The 24,219-nt window shown below is 68.8% G+C and carries 20 protein-coding genes and 1 pseudogene; 8 read left to right on the top strand and 13 right to left on the bottom strand.

Annotation, left to right across the window (positions count from 1 at the left end; all coding sequences use genetic code 11):
- Positions 1 to 14: 14 nt before the first annotated feature.
- The 8 genes and pseudogenes from ACWC09_RS25205 to ACWC09_RS25170 form a co-directional block, all read right to left on the bottom strand.
- Positions 15 to 1,196: an acyltransferase family protein gene (locus ACWC09_RS25205; RefSeq protein WP_450852854.1), complete on the bottom strand. Its 1,182-nt coding sequence runs from the start codon at positions 1,194 to 1,196 to the stop codon at positions 15 to 17.
- 74 nt (positions 1,197 to 1,270) lie between these two features.
- Positions 1,271 to 2,497 carry an FG-GAP repeat domain-containing protein gene (locus ACWC09_RS25200; RefSeq protein WP_450852853.1) on the bottom strand — a complete coding sequence of 409 codons (1,227 nt, stop codon included), beginning with the start codon at positions 2,495 to 2,497 and terminating at the stop codon, positions 1,271 to 1,273.
- Between the two features lie 20 nt (positions 2,498 to 2,517).
- Positions 2,518 to 3,273 carry a hypothetical protein gene (locus ACWC09_RS25195; protein ID WP_450852852.1) on the bottom strand — a complete coding sequence of 252 codons (756 nt, stop codon included), beginning with the start codon at positions 3,271 to 3,273 and terminating at the stop codon, positions 2,518 to 2,520.
- Between the two features lie 14 nt (positions 3,274 to 3,287).
- Complete coding sequence (gene wecB / locus ACWC09_RS25190) at positions 3,288 to 4,484, bottom strand: non-hydrolyzing UDP-N-acetylglucosamine 2-epimerase (RefSeq protein ID WP_450852851.1); 1,197 nt, start codon at positions 4,482 to 4,484, stop codon at positions 3,288 to 3,290.
- A gap of 70 nt (positions 4,485 to 4,554) precedes the next feature.
- Positions 4,555 to 6,240, bottom strand: coding sequence for an FAD-dependent oxidoreductase (locus ACWC09_RS25185; RefSeq protein WP_450852850.1), 1,686 nt, complete (start codon positions 6,238 to 6,240; stop codon positions 4,555 to 4,557).
- A gap of 59 nt (positions 6,241 to 6,299) precedes the next feature.
- Positions 6,300 to 7,085 carry an SDR family NAD(P)-dependent oxidoreductase gene (locus tag ACWC09_RS25180; protein WP_450852849.1) on the bottom strand — a complete coding sequence of 262 codons (786 nt, stop codon included), beginning with the start codon at positions 7,083 to 7,085 and terminating at the stop codon, positions 6,300 to 6,302.
- A 33-nt stretch (positions 7,086 to 7,118) separates the two neighbouring features.
- Positions 7,119 to 8,051 carry a UTP--glucose-1-phosphate uridylyltransferase gene (locus tag ACWC09_RS25175; protein WP_450852848.1) on the bottom strand — a complete coding sequence of 311 codons (933 nt, stop codon included), beginning with the start codon at positions 8,049 to 8,051 and terminating at the stop codon, positions 7,119 to 7,121.
- Between the two features lie 317 nt (positions 8,052 to 8,368).
- Positions 8,369 to 8,562 (bottom strand): annotated as a pseudogene (locus ACWC09_RS25170) (MarR family transcriptional regulator); the annotation flags it as partial.
- A gap of 48 nt (positions 8,563 to 8,610) precedes the next feature.
- Between ACWC09_RS25170 and ACWC09_RS25165 the strand changes: the two are divergent.
- On the top strand, positions 8,611 to 9,822 hold the full coding sequence (locus tag ACWC09_RS25165) for an MFS transporter (RefSeq protein WP_450852847.1): 1,212 nt from the start codon (positions 8,611 to 8,613) through the stop codon (positions 9,820 to 9,822).
- Between the two features lie 201 nt (positions 9,823 to 10,023).
- Here the strand turns inward: ACWC09_RS25165 and ACWC09_RS25160 are convergent, their stop codons facing one another.
- Together ACWC09_RS25160 and ACWC09_RS25155 are read right to left on the bottom strand one after the other, a co-directional pair.
- Positions 10,024 to 11,886, bottom strand: a complete 1,863-nt coding sequence (locus tag ACWC09_RS25160) for a stealth family protein (protein ID WP_450852846.1) — start codon at positions 11,884 to 11,886, stop codon at positions 10,024 to 10,026.
- Positions 11,887 to 12,325: 439 nt separating this feature from the next.
- Positions 12,326 to 12,979, bottom strand: coding sequence for an N-acetyltransferase family protein (locus tag ACWC09_RS25155; protein ID WP_450852845.1), 654 nt, complete (start codon positions 12,977 to 12,979; stop codon positions 12,326 to 12,328).
- 165 nt (positions 12,980 to 13,144) lie between these two features.
- On the opposite strand from ACWC09_RS25155, the gene ACWC09_RS25150 reads away from it, so the two are divergent.
- Positions 13,145 to 14,965, top strand: coding sequence for an AMP-dependent synthetase/ligase (locus ACWC09_RS25150; RefSeq protein ID WP_450852844.1), 1,821 nt, complete (start codon positions 13,145 to 13,147; stop codon positions 14,963 to 14,965).
- Between the two features lie 780 nt (positions 14,966 to 15,745).
- Here ACWC09_RS25150 and ACWC09_RS25145 read toward each other — a convergent pair.
- From ACWC09_RS25145 to ACWC09_RS25135, 3 genes are all read right to left on the bottom strand, one after another.
- Positions 15,746 to 16,960, bottom strand: a complete 1,215-nt coding sequence (locus tag ACWC09_RS25145) for an FAD-dependent oxidoreductase (RefSeq protein ID WP_450852843.1) — start codon at positions 16,958 to 16,960, stop codon at positions 15,746 to 15,748.
- A 208-nt stretch (positions 16,961 to 17,168) separates the two neighbouring features.
- Positions 17,169 to 17,924 carry a dienelactone hydrolase family protein gene (locus tag ACWC09_RS25140; protein WP_450852842.1) on the bottom strand — a complete coding sequence of 252 codons (756 nt, stop codon included), beginning with the start codon at positions 17,922 to 17,924 and terminating at the stop codon, positions 17,169 to 17,171.
- A gap of 212 nt (positions 17,925 to 18,136) precedes the next feature.
- Positions 18,137 to 18,541, bottom strand: coding sequence for a cupin domain-containing protein (locus ACWC09_RS25135; RefSeq protein ID WP_450852841.1), 405 nt, complete (start codon positions 18,539 to 18,541; stop codon positions 18,137 to 18,139).
- A gap of 242 nt (positions 18,542 to 18,783) precedes the next feature.
- On the opposite strand from ACWC09_RS25135, the gene ACWC09_RS25130 reads away from it, so the two are divergent.
- The 6 genes from ACWC09_RS25130 to ACWC09_RS25105 all read left to right on the top strand — a co-directional run bounded on the left by ACWC09_RS25130 (position 18,784) and on the right by ACWC09_RS25105 (position 24,208).
- Complete coding sequence (locus ACWC09_RS25130; protein WP_450852840.1) at positions 18,784 to 19,347, top strand: carboxymuconolactone decarboxylase family protein; 564 nt, start codon at positions 18,784 to 18,786, stop codon at positions 19,345 to 19,347.
- A gap of 243 nt (positions 19,348 to 19,590) precedes the next feature.
- A complete protein-coding gene (locus tag ACWC09_RS25125; protein WP_450852839.1) occupies positions 19,591 to 20,502 on the top strand; it encodes a LysR family transcriptional regulator in 912 nt (303 codons plus the stop codon).
- A 172-nt stretch (positions 20,503 to 20,674) separates the two neighbouring features.
- Complete coding sequence (locus tag ACWC09_RS25120) at positions 20,675 to 21,595, top strand: VOC family protein (RefSeq protein WP_450852838.1); 921 nt, start codon at positions 20,675 to 20,677, stop codon at positions 21,593 to 21,595.
- Positions 21,596 to 21,624: 29 nt separating this feature from the next.
- Positions 21,625 to 23,073 carry an NAD-dependent succinate-semialdehyde dehydrogenase gene (locus tag ACWC09_RS25115; RefSeq protein ID WP_450852837.1) on the top strand — a complete coding sequence of 483 codons (1,449 nt, stop codon included), beginning with the start codon at positions 21,625 to 21,627 and terminating at the stop codon, positions 23,071 to 23,073.
- A complete protein-coding gene (locus ACWC09_RS25110) occupies positions 23,070 to 23,840 on the top strand; it encodes a fumarylacetoacetate hydrolase family protein (protein WP_450852836.1) in 771 nt (256 codons plus the stop codon). Before ACWC09_RS25115 ends, ACWC09_RS25110 begins: the two co-directional genes overlap by 4 nt.
- The gene (locus tag ACWC09_RS25105) at positions 23,837 to 24,208 is read left to right on the top strand and encodes a VOC family protein (protein ID WP_450852835.1); all 372 of its coding nucleotides are present in this window, start codon (positions 23,837 to 23,839) and stop codon (positions 24,206 to 24,208) included. Before ACWC09_RS25110 ends, ACWC09_RS25105 begins: the two co-directional genes overlap by 4 nt.
- Positions 24,209 to 24,219: the final 11 nt, after the last annotated feature.

Raw genomic sequence — 24,219 nt, 5'->3', positions numbered from 1 at the left:
CCTTTCGTATGGGCTCAGAGTGCTCGCAGCGAAGTCGGCTCGGGTTCAGCCGCGGTCGGCGTGATCGGCTCCGTCGTGCGGCGGCTTCGGCTGAAGCGGCGCATCGCCGGCATTTCCACGAAGCGGTACAGGAGCCAGCCGCCCAGCAGTGATGCGGTGAAGAAGCCGATGATGAGCAGGATCGACGCCGGTACCGGATAGGTGGCGCCGTTCAGCAGGGAGCGAAGATAGAAGATCGTCACGCCCTGGACGAGGTAGAAGCCGAAGGAGATCTCGCCCAGCCAGACCATCGGGCGGCTGCGCAGCCAGGTGTGGTGGCCCGCGACGTCGGATGCCGCCACCGAGGCGATCAGCGCGCCGATGGGGACGATCGTCACGGTGACGAACGTGTACTGGAAGGGCACCACGAAACCGGCGGCGTACCCCAGCGCGCACAGCACCAGCGACTTGCCCGTGCCCATCCAGCGAGGCCAGCGGCCGGCCAGTACGAGGCGGGCCAGCAGGACACCCAGCACGAACTCGAAGAGGCGGCCGGGCGGGAACAAGTAGCCGAACCAGAACTGCTTGTCGGAGATCGGAGTGATCGCCGACTTCGGGGTGTCGGGGACCAGGTACGTCGAGATCAGCTGGACCACCACGGTGCCGGCGACCGTCACCGCGGTCCAGCCCCACAGCGCCCCCTCGCGGATCCTGCGGATCGGCACGATGAGGAGGGGGAAGAGGACGTAGAACAGCAGCTCGCTGCCCAGGGACCAACTCGGCGGGTTCATGCTGAGGTTGATGTCCGCCTGTGGGAAGAAGGTGTGCACCAGCGCCAGGTTGGGCAGCCACTGGCTCACCGACGTGATGGTGGCGCCCGCGAAGAGGATCAGCGAGGCGAGGAACACCACCAGGTGGTTCGGGAAGATCTTGGTCATACGACGGCGCCAGAAGGCCACCGTGGACTGCCCCGGCCGCGCCGACCATGTCAGCACGAAGCCGGAGAGCACGAAGAAGAACGACACCCCGATGTACCCGGTGTGCAGGAACGCCTTGGTGTAGGCGTGCGCAATGCCGGAGTCGGCGAACGGGTTGATCGGATCGTTGGGCGGGATGGGCGAGTTGGTGAGGGACGAGTGGAAGAAGAAGACCAGCAGGGCCGCGAAGAAGCGCAGGCCGGTGAGGGAGGGGAGGGTGGCGACGCGGGCGCGAGCCATGACGATGCTCCTCTTGGGGAAAGGTCCCGGGGCGGCCGAGCACGGCCGCCCCGGAACCCAGGGGGGAGGGGGGTCTACTCGCCGAGGTCGGTTTCGTTGCGGTGGATCACGATCTTGGCGTCCTTGGCCACGTAGTAGTTCTGTACCGAGTACGCGATGGTGGCGAAGTCGAGTCGGCCGTCACCGTTGAAGTCGGCCGTGGCGATCCGCGCGACGGACTCGCCGGACACCCGCCACTTCGCCCAGACGCCCCGGGCCGCGTCGACCGCCTTGTAGTACATGACTCCCTGCCAGGGCCACGGCCCGCGCAGCGCCACCAGGAACTCGTCGTCGCCGTCCCCGTCGAAGTCGGCGCAGACGATCTGGTGGCCGGGGCCCTCGCCGTTCTCGTTCGGGTCGCCGTACACGTCCAGTAGCGTCCGCTCCCAGGAGTCGCCGTCGCCCTGGGTGTAGACGGCGACCGTGTTGCCGTGGAACGGTTCGATCGCGGCGACGTACGCCATCGGGTTGTCGCCCAGCCGCCCGGCGTTGAGGTCGCCGCTGCCGCGGAAGCCGGTCTTCTCGAACTGGCTCAGCTCGCCGGTGCCGATGAGTTCGCGCACCCATTCGCCGCGTTCGGCGTCGAAGTACAGCCAGGTGACGCCCTCGTCGGAGGCGAGCAGCAGAGAGTCCCGGTCGGAGCCGGGGATCAGGCCCCGCTTCTTCTCCGCGCCGTGGATCATCCGGAAGGTGCTGTCGTCGATGACCGTCATCGGCCATTCCTCGGCGCCGAGCACCTCGTCGGGCTGGGAGAACAGCACCACCGGCAGTACCGCGTGCACATCCGCCTCGGCCACGATCGGCAGCCCGATGATCTCCAGGCGTTCGGACTGGGTGAAGTAGCCGGCCCGCAGCCGGTGCATACCGGTGGCCCGGCCGACGTAGTGCTTCTTCCAGCGGGAGGGGTCCTTGTCGGGCGAGCCGGGGTTCTCCAGCCAGGCGATCTTGCCGCCCTCGGGGTCGGGGTCGACGATGGTGCCGATCGGGCCGTACAGCTCGTAGCAGACGATGATGTCGGGGGAGCCGTTGCCGCTGACGTCGGCGAAGTCGGCGCCGACCGGCATCCGGAAGCCGTCCGCCGCCAGGCGCCGGGTCCATCCGCCGTCGTTCTGGTACCAGTAGATCTCGCCCAGGCGCAGCCCGTAGCCGAACAGGTCGGGGCGGCCGTCGCCGTCGATGTCGGGGGCTTCCAGCCAGTAGCCGTCGCGTAGTTGGTCGGCCACGAGCTCCGGGGTGAACTTCGGGATCCGTATCTCGTTCATGTCGTGTCTCCGCTCGACGGTCACCGCGGGACGCGGTGGTACTCGATGGCCAGCCAGACGCAGTCGGTGTCGGCGCGGTACTGGTGCCAGGGGTAGACGTAGGTGTCGTCGGGCCCGAGGGAGCAGAACGGGTCCGGGGTGGTGTAGCCGGGGCTCATCGGGAGGTCCTGGTAGAGCGTGGTGTGGTCCTGCTCCCTGAACTTCTGCATGCGGCCGAGACCGGCCACCTGCGTGTGGACCTCGATGAAGTCGTGCCGGTTGTGGATGAAGCAGTCGGTGCCCGCCGGGGCGAACCACAGGTTGAGCCGCACGTCGAAGGTGTCCGGCGCTCCGGCCGCGGGGGGCTCCCGCAGCACCAGGGCGGGGTCGAACTCGACCCGGCCGATGGTGTCCTGCGAGCCCCGCGACAGCGGGATGCCCTTGTCGAACGGCAGGCCGCCGGTGGTGCCGGGACCGTCGCCGATCCGGTCGCCCAGCAACTCGCCGAGCAGTGCCCAGCCCGGCTCGCGCGTGATGCCGGCGATCCGATCCCCCTTCTCGTCGTCCGTGCGCAGGACGACCAGGAGTTCGGCGCCCTCGATCGTCGTGTCGGTCACGATCGTCGAGGTCAGCGGCGGGATCGGGCGCCTTGGGGACTCCGCGACCCAGGCATCGCCCGGCGCGCAGTTCACGACGATCGCGCGGCCGCCGACATGGTGTTCCGCCGCGCCGGCGACGACCGTCGTGGCGACGAAGGAGCCGCCCAGGTCCAGCGCGCGTTCCGTGGTGTCTGTCATGTGCGTCCCGTTCGTCATGTCCGCGCGTACTCCGCGGACCTGGCCAACTCAACGGCGAGAGCGTCGACTTCGGTCTCCGGTATGAACGGCTCCGGTGCCGGTCCGTCGCCGAAGAAGTGCGCGATCGCGTCGACCGTGCGCCGCGTCGCCCGTCCGTCGCCGTACGGGTTGGCGGCCGACGCCATCCGCGCGTACTCCCCCCGGTCGCGCAGCAGCCGGACGGTGTGGCCGTACACGCCGTCGTACGCGGTGCCGACCAGCCGGGCCGTGCCCGCGACCACCGCCTCCGACCGCTCGGTGACATTGCTGATCACGAGGGTCGGCTTGCCCAGGGCGGGGCCTTCCTCCTGGGCGCCGCTGCTGTCCGAAAGGATGAGGTCCGCGCGCCGCATGAGCCGGCAGAAGTTCAGGTACGGCAGCGGGGCGACGATCGTGATGTTCGGGTGGTCGCCGATCCGCGGCAGCATCGCCTGCCGTACGGCGGGGTTGCGGTGCAGTGGCACAACGACCCGGGTGTCGGGCTCGTCGGCGATGGCGGCGAACGCCCGGGCGATCTCCGGGAGATGAGGCCAGGCGTCCCGGCGGTGGGCGGAGGCGAGTACCACCCGCCGGGGGTCGGTGTCCAGGTCTGCCAGCGCGGGGTGACCGAAGCTCTCCGCGCGGTGGCTCGCCCACTGCAGGGCGTCGATGACGGTGTTCCCGGTGACGGCGACGGTGTCCTCGGCGATGCCCTCGCCGAGCAGGTTCGCCTTGTTGCCCGGGGTGGGGGCCAGATGCAGGGCGGCGACCTGGGCGACCATGCGGCGGTTGCCCTCCTCCGGGAAGGGGGACCCGAGGAAGCCGCTGCGTAGACCTGCCTCCACATGGACGACGGGGATCTGGAGATGGAAGCCGGCCAGGGCGCCGGCCATGGTCGTGGCGGTGTCGCCGTGCACCAGCACGGCCTCCGCCTGCAGGGTGCTGAGCCGGGCCTCCAGCTCGCGCAGCACACGGTAAGTGGTCTGCGAGAGCGTCTGCTGGGGGACCATGACACCGAGGTCGATGTCGGGGCTCAGATCGAACGCCCGCATGGTCTCGTCCAGCATCTCCCGGTGCTGGCCGGTGGAGATGACGATCGGGTCGAAGCGGGGGTCGTCCCGCAGTGCGTGTATGACCGGGGCGAACTTGATGGCCTCCGGGCGGGTGCCCAGGACCACGGCAACAGATCGCATCAGGTGTCTCCCGATTGAGGTGTCGCGTCGACGGCTGTGCACGCCCTGAAACAGTCCTCGGTGCCCGGCCCTAGCTGTTGGCGGGCTGGACGGAGAGGGCGTGGTGGAAGAAGTTCGTGGGGTCCCAGCGCCTCTTGACCTGCTGCAGGCGCGGGTAGTTGTCCTTGTAGTAGAGGGTGTGCCAGGGGACGCCCGAGGGGTTGTAGCGGGGGTCCGCCATGTCCGTGTCGCAGTAGTTGATGTAGCAGCCGTCCGTGCGGTCGCCGATCAACGGAACGCCCTTGGTCTCGGCGAAGAACTCGGCGTACAGACCGCGGATCCACTCCAGGTAGAAGTCGTCGTCCGCCGCATCGGGCCAGAACGTCTGGAAGGTCATCTTGAAGGCGCAGTCACGCTGTGCGTTGGCCGTGTCGTTCTGCCCGACCGCGTTGACCTGGCAGCCGAAGGAGAACAGCACCAGCATGGTGTCGGGGTTCTCGAAGTCCGGGCGGGTCATGTACCGGTACAACGCGGTGATCTGCCGGTCGCTGAAGTTCTTCCGCATGTACCCGGACTTGTGCACGGCCCGGGACATCGGGTTGGTGATGGTCGGGTTGTTGGTGCCGACCATCCGGGTGGCGTTCAGCCACGGCATCTCGCGCGGTTGGGCCAGATCCGCGAGGTGCGGGATCTCGCCGTTCGCCTTTGCCATCGGCTTGGCGGTCAGGCCGGTGCCGGCCGTGATCGCGGCGAAGAAGTCGTCCAGCAGCTTCCGGGCGCCGGGCACGGTGGCGTCTACCTGGGTGAACATGCCCAGACTGCCGTGTGCCTTCGCGCTCACGTTGAACAGGCTGGACAGATGCCGGTACGGCGAGTCGGGGGCGCTGTTGGCCTCGTGCCAGGAGCCCCAGTTCTTCAGCAGCCTGGCGAACTTGGCCTCATCCAGATCGGCCCAGGGCAGGTCCACGGCATGCACCAGCACCTTGGACGGTGGCGAGATCAGCTGGTCGCCGGGTTCGTCGCCGTGAGCGTCGGGCGAGCGGAACCAGTAGCGGGTGATCAGGCCGAAGTTGCCGCCGCCGCCTCCGGTGTGCGCCCACCACAGGTCGCGGTTCGGGTCGTTCTCCTCGCGGGTGGCGACAGTGGTGCGCACCTTGCCCTGGGCGTCGACGGTGACGACTTCCACGGCGTACAGATGGTCGACGACCAGGCCGTGGGCGCGGGAGAGCAGCCCGTAGCCGCCGCCGGATATGTGGCCGCCCGCGCCGACGCTGTAGCAGATGCCGCCGGGAACGGTCACTCCCCAGCCCTTGTACAGCGCCTCGTAGACGTTGAGCAGGCGGGCGCCGGGCTCGACGTAGAAGGCGCGTCTGGCCGGGTCGTAGCCGACGTCGGTCATCTCGGAGAAGTCCAGGATGACCTCGATCTCGGGGTTGCAGACCAGGGCGGCGAAGCAGTGGCCGCCACTGCGTACGGAGACCCGCTTGCCGGCCCGGTGGGCGGCGCGCAGTGCGCGTTCGGCGTCGGCGGTCGAGCGGATCATCTTCACGTACTCGGGCGCGGCGACGTACCGCTGGTTGTTCCCGGTGGTCAGCAGGGGGTAGCGGGGGTCGTCGGGGCGGATGAGCGCGCCGACCCCGGCCGGCTCCGCGGCCTGGGCGGGGGCGGTGGTGACGGCGGTGAGTCCGGTGGCGGCTGCCGTGGCGGTGCCGGCGAGGGCGGCTCCGCGGGTGAGGACGGAACGGCGGTTCAGACGTGGGGGCGGTGTGCTAGTCATGGACACCTCAATCGCTCGGCATGGTGAGGGAGGGTTCAGCGGATCGGGGGTGGCAGGGATCAGATCTGACGCAGCGCGCCGCCGTCGACCGCCCACTCGGCGCCGGTCACCTGGCCGGCCAGGGGGGAGAGGAGGTAGGCGATGATCCGGGCCACGTCTTCGGGTCGGCCGATGCGCCCGCTGGGCAGCCTGCGCTCCTCGCGGATGAAGTGGTCGACCGCGTTGTCGGGGGACATCCCGTACCGTTCGGCGAGTTGCTCGGCGAAGCCGCCCGGGGCGTCGAACAGTGCCGTCCTGGTGGGGCCCGGGGAGACGACGTTGGAGCGCACCCCCTGGGGCGCGAACTCCGCCGACAGGGACTTGGAGACGGACAGCAGCGCGGTCTTGGCCGCCGCGTAGTCCAGCAGCTGCGCGTCCGGGAATCGGGCGGCCTCGCTTGCGATGTGCACCAGGCTCCCCGAACCCTGCTCGACGAGCGTGGGCAGAACCGCCCTCGTGAACCGGACCACCGAATGGAAGTTGAGCTCGAAAGTGGCTTTCCAGTCCGCGTCGGTGGTGTCGAGAAAACCTTGGCGTGAGGTGAGCCCGCCGGCATTGTTCACCAGTCCGTCGATGCGTCCGTGACGTTCGAGAACGGCGTCGATTATGCGCCGGGCGGCGTCCGGATCGGTGATATCGGCGGAAACCGACGAAACGTTCTCGGCGATCGCGTCGATGGCCTTCGTGCTGCGCGCGACACCGACGACCAAGGCGCCTTCCGCGGCGAGAAGTTGTGCGGTGGCCGCGCCGATCCCGGCCGATGCCCCGGTGACGATGTGAACAGTGCCGGACAGCTGGAGGTCCAACGGAATTTCCTCTCTGGTTCGGACAACGGGCGGCTACGCGGCACCCAGTTCCGCCGGGACGGTGGCGAGACCGGCGCGGGATCCGACGAACTCGTCGAGCCACGCCCGGAATCCCGGGCCCAGGTCTTCGCGCTCCCAGGCCAGCCGGACCACGGCGCGCAGGTAGTCACCGGGGTCTCCGGTGTCGTAACGGCGGCCGGAGAACACCACGCCGTGCACCGGTCCCGCCGTCCCGCTCTCGCACATCTCACCCAGGGCGTCGGTGAGTTGGATCTCCCCGCCACGTCCCGGCCCGGTGCGGCGCAGTACGGCGAAGACATCCGGCGCCAACACATACCGGCCGAGCACCGCGTAGTTGCTCGGTGCCCGGGCCGGCGAGGGCTTCTCGACCAGGCCGGTCACGCGCAGCACATCGTCCTCTTCGGTCGCGGTCACGGCCGCGCACCCGTACCGGGAGATCTGGTCCGGGCCCACCTCCATGAGAGCCAGGACGCTCCCACCATGGCGCTCGTGCACCTCGGTCATGCGCGTCAGCAGGTCGTCCCTGGCGTCGATCAGGTCGTCGCCGAGCAGCACGGCGAACGGATCGTCACCGACGTATGACGCCGCGCGCAGCACGGCATGGCCGAGCCCGCGAGGATCGCCCTGACGTAGATAGTGGATGTTCGCGACCGAGGAGGAGGATTCCAGCCGAGAGAGCTTCGCGACATCTCCCTTTGCCTGCAATGCGTTCTCAAGCTCAAAGCTGCGATCGAAGTGATCCTCCAACGGGCGTTTGTTGCGCCCGGTCACCATCAGTATTTCAGAGAGGCCGGCCGACACGGCTTCTTCGACCACGTACTGAATGGCGGGCCTGTCCACCACCGGCAACATTTCCTTGGGTACGGCCTTGGTTGCCGGAAGGAACCGCGTGCCCAGCCCGGCGGCCGGTATGACCGCTTTGATTATGCGGCGGTTACTGGTCATGTTGGAGAATCTAACTTCGATGCGATTCCTTCCGGTAGCTGTTCGGCAAGCGTGGGGCTACTTCAGCGATTCGCGTCGTTGTCCCAGTTCGACAGGTCGTCCGGAGCCGTCCTGAGCTGCTGAGTTCGAATGATGAACGGGGTGTTGCGCCGCGGACTTACTGAAGATGCGGAAACCGGGTTGCCCCGACGCGCGGGCAGCGGGGAGGGTGATGCGGGGCGCGGTGCGGCGGGACCGGAAGGAACGGAGTGCACTGCCACGCGTCGAAGGACGCGACGCATGGCCGACCGCTCCAGCCGGCTCCTGCCTGGCTGGGGTTATGGCGCCGCGGGAATGTCGGGCAAGGCTACGACGCGGACGAGCGGGGTCAATTCCGGCCTCTTCTCGGCCTCGTCGAGTGCCTGATGCCGCGCCGGTCGGTGAGGCCCAGGTAACGCTCAAGGAGCCCGCAATCCTCGAGGCGGGTCACCAGCCGCGTGGTGGCGCTCCGGCTCAGGACGACCGCGTCGGCAGGCGATGTTTATGTGCATCTGCAATCAACTGGGAAGGTGTACCCCTCATGCCTCTCGCGCTCCTGGCACTCGCAATCGGGGCCTTCGGTATCGGAACCACCGAGTTCGTGATCACGGGCCTGCTGCCCGAGGTCGCCGGCAGCTTCGGGGTCTCCATCCCCACCGCGGGCCTCCTCGTGACCGGTTACGCGCTCGGCGTCATGTTCGGCGCTCCCCTGATGGCAGTGCTCGGCACCAAGGTCTCCCGCAAGCGCATGCTGATGCTGCTCATGGGCCTGTTCATCGCCGGAAACCTGCTCTCCGCCGTCGCGCCCACCTTTGCCGTGATGCTGATCGGCCGTGTGGTCGCCTCGCTCACCCACGGCGCTTTCTTCGGCATCGGCTCGGTCGTCGCTGCCGACCTGGTCGCCTCGGACAGGAAGGCGGGCGCCATAGCGATGATGTTCAGCGGCCTCACGGTCGCCAACGTCGTCGGCGTGCCCCTGGGAACCTTCGTCGGGCAGCACGCCGGCTGGCGGGCCACCTTCGCCCTGGTCGCCGGGCTCGGAGTGGTCGGGCTCCTCGGTGTGGCCGTACTAGTGCCGGAAATGCCCAGGCCGGAGGGCGTGCACCTGCGCCATGAGCTGGCCGCGTTCAAGAACGCCCAGGTCCTGCTCGCCATGGCGATGACCGTCCTTGGCTTCGGCGGCGTCTTCGCGGCCATCACCTACATCGCGCCGATGATGACCCACGTTGCCGGTTTCGCCAACGACTCGGTGACTTGGCTGCTGGTCCTCTTCGGGCTTGGCATGGTCGGCGGGAACCTCGTCGGCGGCCGCTTCGCCGACCGCGCCCTGATGCCCATGCTGTACGTCTCCCTCGGCGGCCTGGTCACCGTGCTCGCGCTGTTCACGCTCACCGCACACCACAAAGCTCTTGCCGCCGCCACGATCGTCCTGATCGGAGCCCTGGGCTTCGCCACCGTGCCGCCCCTCCAGAAACGCGTCCTCGACCACGCGAGCGGCGCCCCGACGCTGGCCTCGGCCGTGAATATCGGCGCATTCAACCTCGGCAACGCCCTTTCCGCCTGGCTCGGCGGCCTCGTCATCGCGGCCGGCCTCGGTTACACCGCCCCCAACTGGGTCGGCGCCCTCATGGCCCTGGCCGCGCTGTTCCTCGCCTTCGGCTCGGCAGTCCTCGAACGCCACGAGCGAGCCCCCGGTGCCGTCGTCGCGAGCGGCGACACTCGGGCCGAGCAGCAGGCCACTGTCCGTCACTGACCATCCATGATGCCGGAGGGCCGCTGCCGACCTCGTCGACACTGTTCGGCCTGGAGGCGGCGGCCATCCCGTCCGTGGACCTCGGCGCGACGCTTCCTGTCCCCGGAAGGCAACCCTGATGCGAAGCCCCTTGGATTCGCTAGGCCCTGAAACCAAGACACATCCGGTGTCCAGCAAGGCCGATCGGGGTGCCGTAGGCGTTCATGGCCTGTCTGCCGACTGGTCCGCCCCGCCCGCATCGGGGCGGTCGAGCTCGTAGGGGCCGGGGACCGGGAAGTACGTCTCCAGGAAGGCGCTGAGGAGTGCTTGTTGGGCGTCGAGTTCCTCCTCGCCGGAGACGGTGTCGTTCAGGCAGAACACCTGTCTGTCCCGGCGGGCCAGCAGGGCTTCGAGGTGGGTGGCGAGTGAGGGGTGGGACACGTCGAGGTAGGCGTAGCGCACCTGGGCGGGGACGGCGCGGGCGGTGTGGAAGGCGTAGTAGTGGTACAGCGAGGAGACGAAGGAGACGTCGTCGAGGCTGCGGAAGCGGTGGCCGGCCGTGGCGTGGTGCTCGGCCGGGAACCTGGTCTCCATCTCGTACAGGACGCTGCGCCGCAGAGCGTGCGGCGTGTGCTTCATCTTCTGGCTGATGACCGTGCCGAAGGTGGCTTCGACCAGGGCGCGGCTGTTCTTGCCCGCGGCTGCCACCGGCACGTCCGACGCGGTCGGCTTCCCCGGTGGGATGAGCACGGGGGAGGGGAAGAACCTGGTGAGGCCGTTTGCCAGGAAGAAGTCCTGGGGGACGACGGGGCGGCCCAGGAACACGTCGTCGTTGAAGTAGAGGAAGTGCTCGGACAGACCGTCGATGTGGTGCAGTTGGCTCTCGATGGCGTGGGAGTTGAACGTCGGCAGCAGGCTCGGGTCGCCGAAGATCTCCTTGTGGCTGATGACGCGGAGACCGGGCACGCCCCTGTCCAGCCAGGACGGGGCCTGGTCGTCGGTGACCAGGTAGATCGTGCGCACCCAGGGGGCGTACTGGGCGAGCGAGCGCAGTGAGTAGCGCAGTTCGTCGCGGTTGATGTACCGGGCCGCGTTGTCCGCCTCCTCGTGGTACGCCTGTCCCGCGCAGTCCGCCCGGCGCCGCATCCACTCCGGGTCGTGCCCGTCGACCCAGGTGTACACGACGTCGACGGGGAACCGGACGTCCTCGGGGCCCGGCCGGGCGAACTCCCCGCGGGTGCGCACCCGCTGCAACGGGTGGTCGGCGGAGGCGAGTGCGGTGAACAGGGTGTCGGGGACGTGCACCGGGGTGTCGGCGCGCGGCACCTGCTCGGCGGTGCGGTTGGGGCGTGGCGCCAGCAACAGGTTCCCTGTCTCGTCGTCGGCGGCCCAGAACTCGATGTCGCAGCCGTACTTGGGTCCGAGCGTCAACTGCCCTCGCGCATCGCCGCAGTACCAGGTCATGCGGAGCACCTCCGCCCGCGCGAGCCGCCGCCAGGTGCTGTGACGGAACCCCGGACGGGTCGTGTGCCGCTCGTGCCGGGTGCCGTCGACGGCACAGACGTAACCGGGACGGTCGCGGCACGCTCGCTCCAGGGCGCGCAGAGCCGCCGCCCGCTCCCGGGCTGCGAGGGCGACGACCGCGGAGGTGTTGCTGCGACCGCGTACGCAGAAGTAGTCGAGCCCCGACTCGTCGAGGGCCGCGCGGACCGCGGTCGCGTTGGCGTTGCGTGCGGCCAGCGGCGAGATGTCGGGGCGTACGAGGATCACCTTGGGCACGCCGCGGACCAGCCGCACCTCCCGGTCGGGCCCGGCAAGCAGGCCGGGGTGACGGCGCGCCAGCCATGCCGCGCGCACGCCACCCAGCAGGAGGCGCGCCGACGGCAGGCCGGCGATCCGCTGCTTGACGCGCGCGCGGGCCTGCGGAGTCGTCCGTTCCACGAGGGCCCGTCTGAGGCGTGCGGGCACGGTGCGCCGGTACAGGCGCACCGGCCACGCTGCCTCCGGGTTGTGGTGGACCGCGGATACATGTGGTGGTTCCGGCCGGTGGGAGACGTGTCCTTCTGGAGGTACGGCGGTACTCATGTGACGGCCCTCCTCGTGCGTCGCATCGCTGCGTGATCACTGTCCCTCCCGCCCGGGGCGACGGGCCTGAGTCCTTCGGGCCACGTCGTGGGCCGAACAGACCGCAACCACAGGGTTGTTCGCGGATCGGGGGGCATCGCCCATGGCCCCGATGCCGGTTGTGGTGCGGCTGCCCGATGAACTCCGGAGCCGCCGGTTACCCGGCCGCTCGACACGGCTCGGCCCACGGTGCGCGAGGTCCGGGGCGCCGCGGCTCTCCCGTCCGGGAGTCTCGGCACGAACACCGCCCCCGGCGCCTCCTGCCACGGCCGGTGCGAGGAATGCCCGGGCCGCCCGGTATTCGGCCGTTTCACCGCCGGCGCGTGCCGCAACGAGACCGACCGGTGCGGTGACGAAGCCGAGCAGCTGTGCGGGGTTGTGACGACGGTCGGCATGTCTCTCACCGACGCAAACCGCGCCGCCGCCGGACAAGACCGCGTCTTTCCCCCGTCGTGGCGTCGTCCTGGTCCGTGTTCATCGCGCGCACGGCCGCGGCGACGTTGTCGCGGTCCAGTTCGACCTGGGACTCGGCCAGTCCCTGTCCGATCGAGCGTGCAGCGGTGAGGTCGGCGAGGGACAACAGTGCGGCCACCGGGCGGTTCTCGGCGATATAGGAGGCGCTGAAGGTGTGGATACTCCGTTCCAGCGCCGCCTGGGCCAGGAGCTCGACCAGCGCGGTCGCCAGCCCGATCCGGCGCCAGGCCGGGTCCACCACGACGGCGACCTCCGCGACACCATCGGCCACATGCTCGTAGCGTGCGAGGGCGACGCCCTTCCCGGAGGCGGCTTCCGCTGCGACGAGGGCGAATCGGAGCCTGTAGTCCAGCCTCGTCAGCCGGGTCAGCAGTTCCGGCGTGATGCGCGGCGGGCCGCCGAGGAAACGGCGGCGCAGCGTTTCGGCGTCCGCCGACCGGATCGCCGCGGCCAGGTCCGGTGCGTCGGACGGCACGATCGGCCGGATCGCGGCACGTCGGCCGTCACCGAGCCGCAGTTCGCGTTCGTACGCGCGAGGGTAGCCCGGTGGTACGTCGACGGGATGGGGCTGAAGAGTCATCGGTGCTCCGTGTCCGCGGGACCGCCCTGTCGGCGCGGGAATCCTTCCTTCTCGGGGTGACTTCATAGTGGGATGCCCGTCCCTCGGTTCGTCCTGGGCCGGTGGGCTTTCGCGCGGTGCCGTTGGTCCCTTTGCGGGGGCTCACCGGAGCGGCACCATGGGGGCATGGAGGAGCCATCGGGCTCGGGGACGTGGCGCACCCCGGCGAAGTACGTGACGTCGCCTCACGTGAATGCGACCGACGACATCGTCGACAACGCCCTTCACCGTCCCGACCACGAGGCGTTCGCCCGCAAGGTCGACGGTGTCTGGCGGTCTGTCACCTCCAAGGAGTTCTCCGACGAGGTCCGGGCGCTGGCCGCGGGCCTGATGGCGGCCGGGATCGCGCCGGGCGACCGGATCGCGTTGATGTCGGCCTCCCGCTACGAATGGATGCTGTGCGACTTCGCGATCTGGACCGCGGCCGCGGTCACCGTACCCGTGTACGAGACCTCGTCCCCGATGCAGGTCGCGTGGATCCTGCGTGACAGCGGCGCCACGGCCGCGTTCGTCGAGGACGAGGGGCGGGCGCGCGTCCTCGCTGAGGCCGGGGTGGCAGCGGTGGGCCAGGTGTGGCGGATGGACGGGGGACTCGAGCACCTCATCGAGCTGGGCCGGTCGGTGTCCCCGGAACTGGTCGAGCGGCGGCGGCGTGCGGTCGGCGCCGACGGGTTGGCGACCATCGTCTACACCTCCGGCACGACCGGCACGCCCAGAGGCTGTCTGATCAGCCACGGCAATCTCGTCGCCGAGGTGCGCAACGTCGCCCTCGCCGACGGGATCGGGGAGAACGTCCTGACCGAACACACCACGATCCTGATGTTCCTGCCGCCGGCCCACATTCTGGCGCGGGTCGTCGCGCTCGCCGCCGTGCACAACGGCGCGCAGGTCGCGCACACCAGCGATCTCAAGAACCTCCCCACCGAACTGCGGACCTACCGGCCCACGTTGCTGCTGGCCGTCCCGCGGGTGTTCGAGAAACTGCGCAACACCGCTCAGCGCACGGCCGTGGAGGGCGGGCACGCGAGATTGTTCCGTGCCGCCGAAGCCACCGCCGTCGCCTACGGCAAGGCGCTCGACCACGGTGGACCAGGCCTGTGGCTGCGGGTCGGACGCCGGGTGTTCGACCGGCTGGTTTTCAGGAAACTGCGGGCCGCGCTGGGCGGTCGGGTCGCCTACGCATGCAGCGGCGGCGCGCCCCTGGGAGCCCGCCTCGGGCACTTCTGGCGCGGCGCCGGAGTCACCGTTCTGGAGGGCTGGGGGCTGACCGAGACCACCTCCGGAGTGACCCTCAATCTGCCGGCCGCCCAGCGTGTCGGCAGCGTCGGCCGCCCGCTGCCCGGCTGCGCGGTACGCATCGGTCCCGGGGACGAAGTACTGGTGAAGGGCCCGAACGTCTTCGGTGGCTACCTGCACGACAAGCAGGCCACGGACGAGGCGTTCGACACCGACGGCTGGTTCCGCACCGGTGACGTGGGCGAGTTGGACGACGGGTATCTGACCATCACCGGCCGCAAGAAGGACCTCATCATCACCGCCGTCGGCAAGAATGTCGCCCCCGCTCCGCTGGAGGACCGGCTCCGCGCCCACTGGCTGATCGACCAGTGCGTGCTCGTCGGCGACCAACGGCCTTACATCGGCGCGCTCATCACCCTCGACCCCGATTTCCTCACCCGGTGGAAGCACGAACACGGCCGGCAGCGAGCAGCCGACGTCACGGAAATCCGCCACGACCCGGAACTCAGGTCGGCCATCCAGGCCGCGGTGGACGAGGCCAACCGGACGGTGTCCGCGGCCGAGGGCATCAAGAGATTCCGCATCCTGAGCAGGGAGTTCGTCGTGGGTGAGGAACTGACGCACTCGCAGAAAGTGCGGCGCGGATACGTGGTCGCCAAGTTCGCCGCGGACATCGAGGCGCTCTACGCACCGGACCGGCCAAAGGCCTGAGGATGCCGGGGCGATCGCAACCGGCGGCGGACGAGGCGGAGGAGGCCGGTCGTTCTCGCGCCCTTCGCGCCCATCCGCACAACAGGGTCCTCGCGGCCGTCACGATCGCACCGGGCGGCGCGCTGGGCTTCGCCACGGTCCCGCCGTCGCAGCCTCTGGACAACGATGCCAGGGCCTTTCAGGGGCCGGCCCAGTACCTTGGTCTCGCCGCACGCTCAAACCAGGACCCATCTGGCCTTCAGCGGCGCCGGAAAGGGAATTCGCTGCGGAGGGGTTCGGTTCCCGTTCCTGAGTCGGCGTGATCGTCCTCCATGTCTTTGGCGCGATCCTGGATGAGCGTAGATCGGCAAGGACCGCCAAGATCCTCAAAGTACGCGTGGAGGATCGATCTGATCGGCAAATGTGCTGGCGGGCACGTGAGGTGAGGGACGCTGGCGGTGCGTCTCGATGTGCATTTTTAGGTCGAATGGAACATAACACCTCGGCTCTTGGGTGACGGGCGCCCCCATTTGACAGGGGAGAGCTGCACCGCGCGTACGACGCAACACGGTGAAGCCGAAATCCGCTGCTCCACAGGGGCGAGCCCCGGCCGGCCCGAGGGATGCCGAACGTCGGCGCCGCCTGGTCACATCCAGGGCGGCGCCGACTCCCACTTCCACGGCTCATGTCTCGGGCTCTGCGCGGCCTGACCCTCATCGGTGCCGAGACCCGGTGCTCCCAGAGGGTTCAGACACCGATGACGCCTGCCTCGCGCCCACCCGCGTGCTGCGCGGGGGCTGCTTACGCGGGCAGCGGCTGGTGGCCGATCACCTTCTCGCCCACCGCTGCGGACATCCGAAGAGCCTTGTACCCGTAGTCCCGCATGGCTTCTTCGTAGGCGCCGATGCCGTCCACAACGCTCTTCTCACCCCGCGCGGCGGCGAGCAGCTGACCTCCGAGAACGTGTGCGTCGCGCAGTGCGGTGTTGGCGCCGATGCCCAGGGCCGGGCTCATGGCATGGATCGCGTCGCCCACCACGGTGACGTTCGAGGGCTCCCAGGCGCTGACGGGCACACAGCTGCGCAAGGTCAGCGGCTGCACCGTGGCGGTGTCCCACAGACGGACCGTCTCCACCAGGGCCGGGTGCCAGGAGGCCACGCGTTCCAGCGCGTACGCCTTCAGCTGCTCGGGGGTGGCGGTGAACAGTTCGGCGTCGGGCATCATGAGGCTCTGCACGGAGTTGAAGATGCTCAGCGCGTAGTTCTTGGTGGCTTCGTCCTGGAAGTCCGGGTCCTGTTCCTTGACCAGGGGAGAGTCGGGGTTGCTGCGCTCCAGCGGGCCGAGCGTGAGTCCGGTCCAGTCGGAGGCGTAGGCCAGCGAGAAGGTGTTGAACAGCTGCGCCGGCAGCTTGGCCTTGGTCTCCTCGGTGATCGGGACCTTCGCGGCGATGTGCCGAGCGGCCAGGTCGGCGACCTTCACCTGCGGCAGCCTCTGTGCCCGCACGGCGGAGTTGATGCCGTCCGCGGCGATCAGCACGTCGGCCTCGGCGCTCAACCCGTGGTCCAGGAGCACGGTCACGGTGCCGTCCGGGTTGGAGCGGTATCCCGTGACCTTGGCACCGAAGTGCACGGCGTTCTCCAGGCCGAGGTAGAGGATCCGGCGCAGTGTCGAGCGGCACACCACCAGGTGCTCGGGGATGTCGGTGGGTACCCCGATGCCTTCGGTGGCGGATTTGTCGCGGCCCGGGCGGAGGTTGAGCTGCTCGTCGAACAGCAGCATGTCGTCGTTGGGCATGCCGGAGGTCGCGAGGAACAGATCCCACAGCCGCGGTTCCAGGGCGGCGTGCAGGGCGGAGGTGCCGGTGGAGTTGATGTGGATCCGGTAGCCCGCCTCGCGGGCGGCAATGCCGGTGTCACGCTCGTAGACCGCCACGTCCAGGCCGTGTCGGTTCAGGTAGTGGGCCAGCATCATCCCGGAAAGACCGCCGCCGGCGATGACGATACGCGTCCCAGACAAAAGTACTCCCAGTGCAATTTGTTTCGTACGAGGGAGCACACTGGGCCTCTCCGAAAGAGAGGACGATTGACGCAACCAGACGGAACAGCGAATGGCTGCGCCCCGGACTACCGACCGGGATGCAATTTTGTGTGCTACGGAATTGTTCACCGCAATTTCACGGTGGGTGCCGGACCGGGTTTTCGGCCGCCGGCACTTCTTCAGCGCGTCAGAGCGTACGCGCGAAAAGGTCCAGCAGCGCCACCCAGTGGCGTTCCGCGGCTTCGGGATCGTAGGCGGCGGTGTCCGCCTGCGTGAAGCCGTGGTGTGCGCCGGCGTACACCACGCAGCGGTGGTGTACGCCCGCCGCGTCGAGGGCCTCGCTGAGACGCTCGATCTGCTCGGGGGGCAGTGCGTGGTCCTGGTCGGCGTGGCCGAAGTACAACTCGGCCTTGATGTGGTCGGCGAGAAGGTGCGGGCTGTCGGGCGCGGTGGCGGCGAGGTTGGCGCCGTGGAAGCCGGCCGCGGCGGCCACTCGGTCCGGATACGTGCCGGCCGTGCGCAGCGCCAAGCCGGCACCCATGCAGTAGCCGGTGATGCCAACCGGTCCGCTCCTGGCCATCGGGCATTCGGCCAGCCAGCGCAGATAGGCGTCGGCGTCCCGCATCGTCGACTCCGGCGTCAGGGACTGGATGAGCGGCCCGAGCCGCTGGAAGAGCTCCTGGCGCTCGGCCGGGTCCACGAAGTCCGGCAGTTCGATCACCGGCGCCCGTCCGTGGCGGTAGAAGACGTTGGGCACCAGGACCGTGTATCCGGCCGACGCCAGACGGTCGGCCATCTTCCTCAGATGGGGGCGCAGCCCAAAGGCGTCCATGTAGAGCAGAACGGCGGGAAACGGGCCTGCTCCATCAGGGTGTGCCAAGTAGGCATCGGCTGTGCCGTCCCGCGTCGCGATGTCCACGGTCATCCCCTGCGCGGTACTCATACGCATCTCTCACCTTCTTTTGATTGGAAAACGGCAGATATTCGCAATGGGTATAGCTCGGCATTGCGGCTTGGGGGGCGGGTGGTCCCAGTGCTCGACTTTGCCCGCGCTGGGGTCTCTGGAGCGCCCATGAGGCAAGTGACACTTCCCCTGCTCTCGATTCTTGACGCAGTCCAGGAAACCTGGTCAGGCCATACCTGAGCCGGACGCTTTCAGCCCATCTGGTCCTCTGCCGACAGGTGTTCCACGGTCTTGCCGGTCTCGGTGAACGTCCGCGTCACGTATCCCGACGAGTACACCCACAGGATGCGCAGCGGACAGTCGCCGATGTTCCGGAACAGGTGGGGAAGGGGGGAAGGGACGTATGTGGTGTCGAACCGCTCCAGCTTGGTCACCTCGCCGTTCACCACGACCTCCGCCTCGCCCTCCAGGATCGTGACGTGCTCGTCGCAGTTGTGCGAGTGCAGCGGTGCTCCGGAACCGACGGGGTAGATGCTCATCCCGCTGGTGATGAGGTTCTCCCCGCCCGCTGAGGACGTGGTGATGAGCGGCGTCGTCGAGACGGCGCCGCCGCGGTCCAGCCGGGGTACGGACGCGGCCTTGATGATGGTGGTCATCCCTGGTTCCTCTCCAGTCCACGGTCGTGCGTCGACCGACACTAGGTCGCGTCCCGGCGAAGGGATGCCCTCCAGCGTGCAGCTTTACCTTGCAGTCCTGGAGGGGTGGGCGCCCCGGACCCGGCTGTACTGTCGCCTGGCACCGCACGGCGTCGCGTTCCGTGCCCGTAAGCGCCCGCAACGTGCCGGGAAGAAAAGGCAGGTATCGGCCCATGAGGCTCCCCGTTCTGAGCGATGAGGAAATGACCGAGCGGCAGCAGGAGCTGGCCGCCCGGATCGCAGGCCGGCGCGGTGCCGTCCGCGGTCCGTTCCGGGTCTGGCTGCACAGCCCGGAGATGTGCGAACGTGCCGAGTCCCTCGGCGCCTTCGCCCGCTTCGACTGCAGCCTGCCCCAGCACCTGCGCGAACTCGCGCTCCTGATGGCCGCGCGGAACTGGGACGCGCAGTACTCGTGGAACGCCCACGCGCATCAGGCGATCGAGGCCGGCATTTCGGAAGCCGCGGTGAAGGCCATTGCCGAGAGGCGCGAAGCGGCCTTCGGTGACGAGGCCGACCAGGCCTTCTACCGGTTCTGCCGCGAAGTCCTCGACGAGCACTTCGTCTCCGACGCCACCTTCGCCACTGCCCTGGAGCACTTCGGGCCCAAGGGGCTGGTCGACACCATCGGGGCGCTCGGGAACTTCACCATGCTCGGCATGTGCCTGAACACCTTCCAGGTGGACCTCCAGCCCGACCGCGAGCCTCCTTTTCCCGACATCCGCGACTTCGAGCGCGTGGTCCCCGACGGGGACCGGCCGCAACCCTGACGCTTCCTGCACCGAACCGAGCGTGACGGGCAACGGCGCCGACGGCGGCCTGGCCACCGTCAAGAGCGGGGTCTCCGCCAAGGGTTGCCAGGTCCAACCTGAGCGAGGCACCCATGCTGTCCCAGGTATGCGCACCTGACCCAAGGGCGGTGCCTGCTCACCGCGTCCGAGCCGCATACTCACCGCGCCGCGCATCCTTCACTCCGGCACCGTGTGAGCGGTAGGGAGCATCCGGGAGGAAATATGGATCGCTTGCTTCTCATGCACAGCTTCGTCACCGTCGCGCAGGTCGGCAGTTTCAGCGGAGCCGCCAAGAGGCTTGGCTCCTCCGGCTCGTTGGTGTCCCGGCATGTCGCCGAACTGGAAAGGCATATCGGTGTCCGCCTGGTCAATCGCACGGCCCGATCGGTCAGCCTGACCGAACCGGGCCGCCGGTACGCCGAGTTCGCCGCACGCATCCTGGAGGAGATCGATGCCGAGGACGCCGGGATCGCCCAACTCCACGATCGCGCCGAAGGGGCACTGAGCATCATCTGTCCCAAATGGATCGGAAGCCTGGATCTCGGCGACGCCATCGCCGCCTTCTCGGTGGCTCATCCCAGAATCCAGGTCCGCTTCGAACTCGGCGGAATGTCCGACCGGACCTATGACTTCCTGGACAGCGGATTCGACATCGCCTTCCACACCCGGGATCTGAGGGACTCCAGCGTTCGGCTCAAGAAGATCGCCTCGTTGCCCTTCGTGCTGTGCGCGTCAAAGGAATACGTGGACCGCAAGGGGACGCTCACCGAGCCCAACGGCCTCGCCCACCATGACTGCCTCGTGCACGTCAACGACCCTGTGTGGCATATCGGACACGGGCACGCCTCCACCCTGCACAAGATCCGCAACGTGGCGTTCTCCTCCAATTCCTACATAGCCCTGCAGAAAGCTGCCGTGCACGGCCGCGGCATCGCCCTGCTGCCGCAGCGGCCGGTCTACGACGACCTCATGTCCGGTGCGCTGGTGGCCCTGCTCCCCGGGCTCCCCGTGCCCGACCGCTCGCTTTACGCGATCTTCGGCCCCGGTCGGACCAGTCCCCGGAAAGTCACCGTTTTCCTCGACTTCCTCACCAAGTGGTTCTCGGACAATCCCATCCCGGCCATCGGCAGATGAGCCATGACCGGGCCCGGTCATGGCTCCGGCCGGCCGACAGGTTGTGCAAGAAACGTTTGCGATGCCTGCGTGGTGAATCTATTGAGGTCGTCCGAGCCGCGATTTTACGATCACCGGGGGCTGGTGACCGAATGAGACCCGTAGGCGTGATCTGCGACGAAGCGAGGAATCCATGGGAATCCAGAGAATCGAATCGGTCACTTACAGTGTGGACGCCCTCGACACATGCGTCCGGTTCTTCGACGACTTCGGGCTGTTCCTGGTCGAGAGGACCGGTGAGCACGCGGTGTTCGAGACGCTCACCGGGCAGACCCTGCACCTGGACACCCTCCCCGGACCGGTGCTGCCGCCCCCGGTGGAGGACGGCCCCACTCTGCGCGAGGTGGTGTGGGGTGTCGACACCGGTGCGGAGCTGGAGCGGTTGGTGGCCGCGGCTGGACACGGCCGTGAGATCCGCGAGAGTGCCGACGGCGTGCACCACACCGTGGACGAGACCGGCTTCGGGGTCGGACTGAGCCTGGCCCGGCCGAAGCCGGCGCCCGTCACGCCCCGGTCCGCCAACGCGCTGGGCAACGTCGACCGTTGGAATACCCCTCTGGAGGCGATCACCCGGGTGCGCCCCTTGCGCATGTGCCACGTGGCGCTGAACATCCCCAAGGAGGGCAGAAAGGAGGCGTTCGCGTTCTACACCGAGCGCCTCGGCTTCCGGCCCACCGACTTGGTCGAGCCCATGGGCGTGTTCATGCAGGCGCCGGGCGACGAGGACCAGCACACCATGCTGCTGTGCCACCGCCCCGACCGGGCGGGTATCAACCACATCGCCTACGAGGTGCCGGGCTTCGACGACGTCATCGAAGGCGGCAACCACATGATCGACAAGGGCTGGCGAGAAGCACGCCGGCTCGGTCGGCACACCATCGGCTCCAACGTCTTCCGCTTCCTGCACGCCCCCTGCGGCGGCCGGGTCGAGTACGCCGCCGACATGGACCGCGTCGACGAGTCCTACGGAACCCGCGTGCACGAGACCACCCCGCCCCACCACATCTGGGCGCTGCGCACCAACCGCGACCAGCAGGACGCCCCCGCCTCCTGAATCCCCCAAGCCTGAGAGGGCATCCAGCCATGACCACCGACCACGGCTACCCCGCCGTCCGCATGTACATAGCGGGCGAGTGGTGCCAAGGTGCCACTGGACGTACCGCCCCGATCGTGAACCCGGCCAGCGGAGAGGCGATCGGCGCGGTACCGCTCGCCACCACTGCCGACCTCGACCGAGCCCTCGATGCCGCGGCCGAGGGCTTTCGGGCATGGCGTGGCACCCCCGTCGCCCGGCGCACCGCGATCCTGCACGCCGCCGCCGGCCTGCTCACCGAGCGCGCCGCCGAGGTCGGCCGGATCATGACGCTGGAGCAGGGCAAGCCCCTGGCCGAGGCGACCGGCGAGGCCTGGCGGGTCGCGGACACGCTGCGCTGGCACGCCGACGACGCGCGCCGCGCCTACGGCCGCATCATCCCCTCCGCCCCCGGCACCGTGCTCACCGTGCGCCGCGAACCGATCGGACCCGTCGCCGCCTTCGTGCCGTGGAACTTCCCGGCGGGCGGGCCGATGCGGAAGATCTCCTCCGCCCTGTCCGCAGGCTGCTCGATCGTCATCAAGGCATCGGAGGAGACCCCGGCCACGGCGATGGAGCTGGTGCGCTGCTTCGCCGACGCCGGCGTCCCGGCCGGTGCGCTGAACCTGGTGTTCGGCGAGCCCGCCGAGGTCTCCGCCCATCTGATCGCCTCTCCGGTGGTGAGGCTGGTCGCCTTCACCGGCTCCGTGCCCGTCGGCAAGCTCCTCGCGGCCGAGGCCGGGAAGGTGATGAAGCCCTCTCTGATGGAGCTGGGCGGTCACGCCCCGGTGATCGTCTGCGCGGACGCCGATCCCGTGAAGGCCGCCCGCAGGGCCGCGCAGGCGAAGTTCCTCAACGCCGGCCAGGTCTGCACCTCGCCGAGCCGCTTCCTCGTCCATGAGAGCCTCTCCGAGGAGTTCACCGCCGAGTTCGTGAAGGCGGCCGAGGCCCTCGTCGTCGGTGACGGCCTGGCGGAGGGCACCACCATGGGGCCGCTGGCCAACGCGCGCCGGCTGAAGTCCCTGGAGCGCCTCACCGCCGACGCGGTCACCCGGGGCGCCAAGGTCCTCACCGGCGGCGAGCGCTTGGACCGCACCGGGTACTTCTTCGCGCCGACCGTCCTGACCGACATACCCGAGGACGCGGATCTCCTGCGCGAGGAGCCGTTCGGCCCGATCGCGCCCATCATGCCGTTCACCGATCTGGACGAGGCCCTGCGGACAGCGAACGCACTGCCGTACGGCCTGGCCGCGTATGGGTTCACCGACTCCGCGGCGACCGCCGAGAAGCTGTCGGACGAGCTGGAGGCCGGGATCCTGTCGATCAACCACTGCGGCGGCTCCGTCCACGAGGCACCCTCCGGCGGTGTCAAGGACAGCGGCTACGGCCGGGAGGGTGGCCCGGAGGCACTGGACGCCTACCTGGTCACCAAGCGCGTCTCCCACCTGCTGGTGCCATGAGGTACGCGCGCGTCTCGGTCGGCGGCCGCGCGGTGTGGGGCCGGGTGCGGGAGACGGACGTCGAGCTGTTGTCCGGCTCGCCGATCGACGGTGACCCGTGCGTCCTCGGGACCGTCCAGCGCGACACGGCCGTCTGGCTGCCGCCCGTCGTGCCGCCCGTGTTCTACGCCGTCGGCATGAACTATCCGCGGCACATCGAGCATGCCGGTGCCGCGGTTCCGGACCGGCCCGAGGTCGGCTACCGGGCCAACAACGCGCTCACCGGCCACCGTTCGCCGATCGTCAAGCCTGTGGCGGTGGAGGGTCGGTTCGAGGCCGAGCCCGAACTCGTCGCCGTCATCGGCCGTACGCTGCGGCACGCCACGTATGACGAGGCCCGCGAGTCCGTCTTCGGCTGGACCATCGGCAACGACGTCAGCGCCCGCGCCTGGCAGCACCAGGACCGTACGTTCTGGCGCAGCAAGAACAGCGACACGTTCAAGCCCATGGGGCCCTGGATCGAGACCGACGTCGACGCCCTCGCGCAGACCACCACGCTCCGCCTCAACGGCGAGATCCGCGCCGAATTCCCCACCGGGGACATGGTGTTCGACCCCTTCGACTACCTCGTCGAGATCACGAGACACATCACCGTGCATCCGGGCGACGTGCTGTGGATGGGAGCCGAGTCCACGTGCCGGATCGAACCCGGGGACACCGTCGACATCGAGATCAGCGGCATCGGCGTGCTGTCCAACCCCGTACAACTCGAAAGGATTCAGCGATGACCAAGGAACCCCGTTACATCCACCACGTCAACTTCCCCACCACCGATCCCGACCGGACCGCCGCCTGGTACACCCGGGTCTTCGGGATGAAGCGGATCATGCCCAAGTCCAACACCCGCGTGGTGCTGATGACCCGGGGCAACTTCGACCTGCACTTCACTCCGGTCGAGGAGATGGAGCGTATGGCGCCCTATCACTTCGCCGTCGAGGTCGACGACTGGGACGACTTCCTCGCCCACCTGAAGGAGCTGGGCATCCGGTACACCCGGCCCATCGAACGTCCCGAGAACCAGTCGAAGTTCTGCTACATCCACGACCCCGACCACACCATGATCGAGCTGGTCTACCACGGCAAGCGCCCCAACTGACCCTGCGTGTA

The organism is Streptomyces sp. NPDC001617 (assembly GCF_053596855.1).
This window is presented reverse-complemented; position numbering and strand designations above follow the sequence as displayed.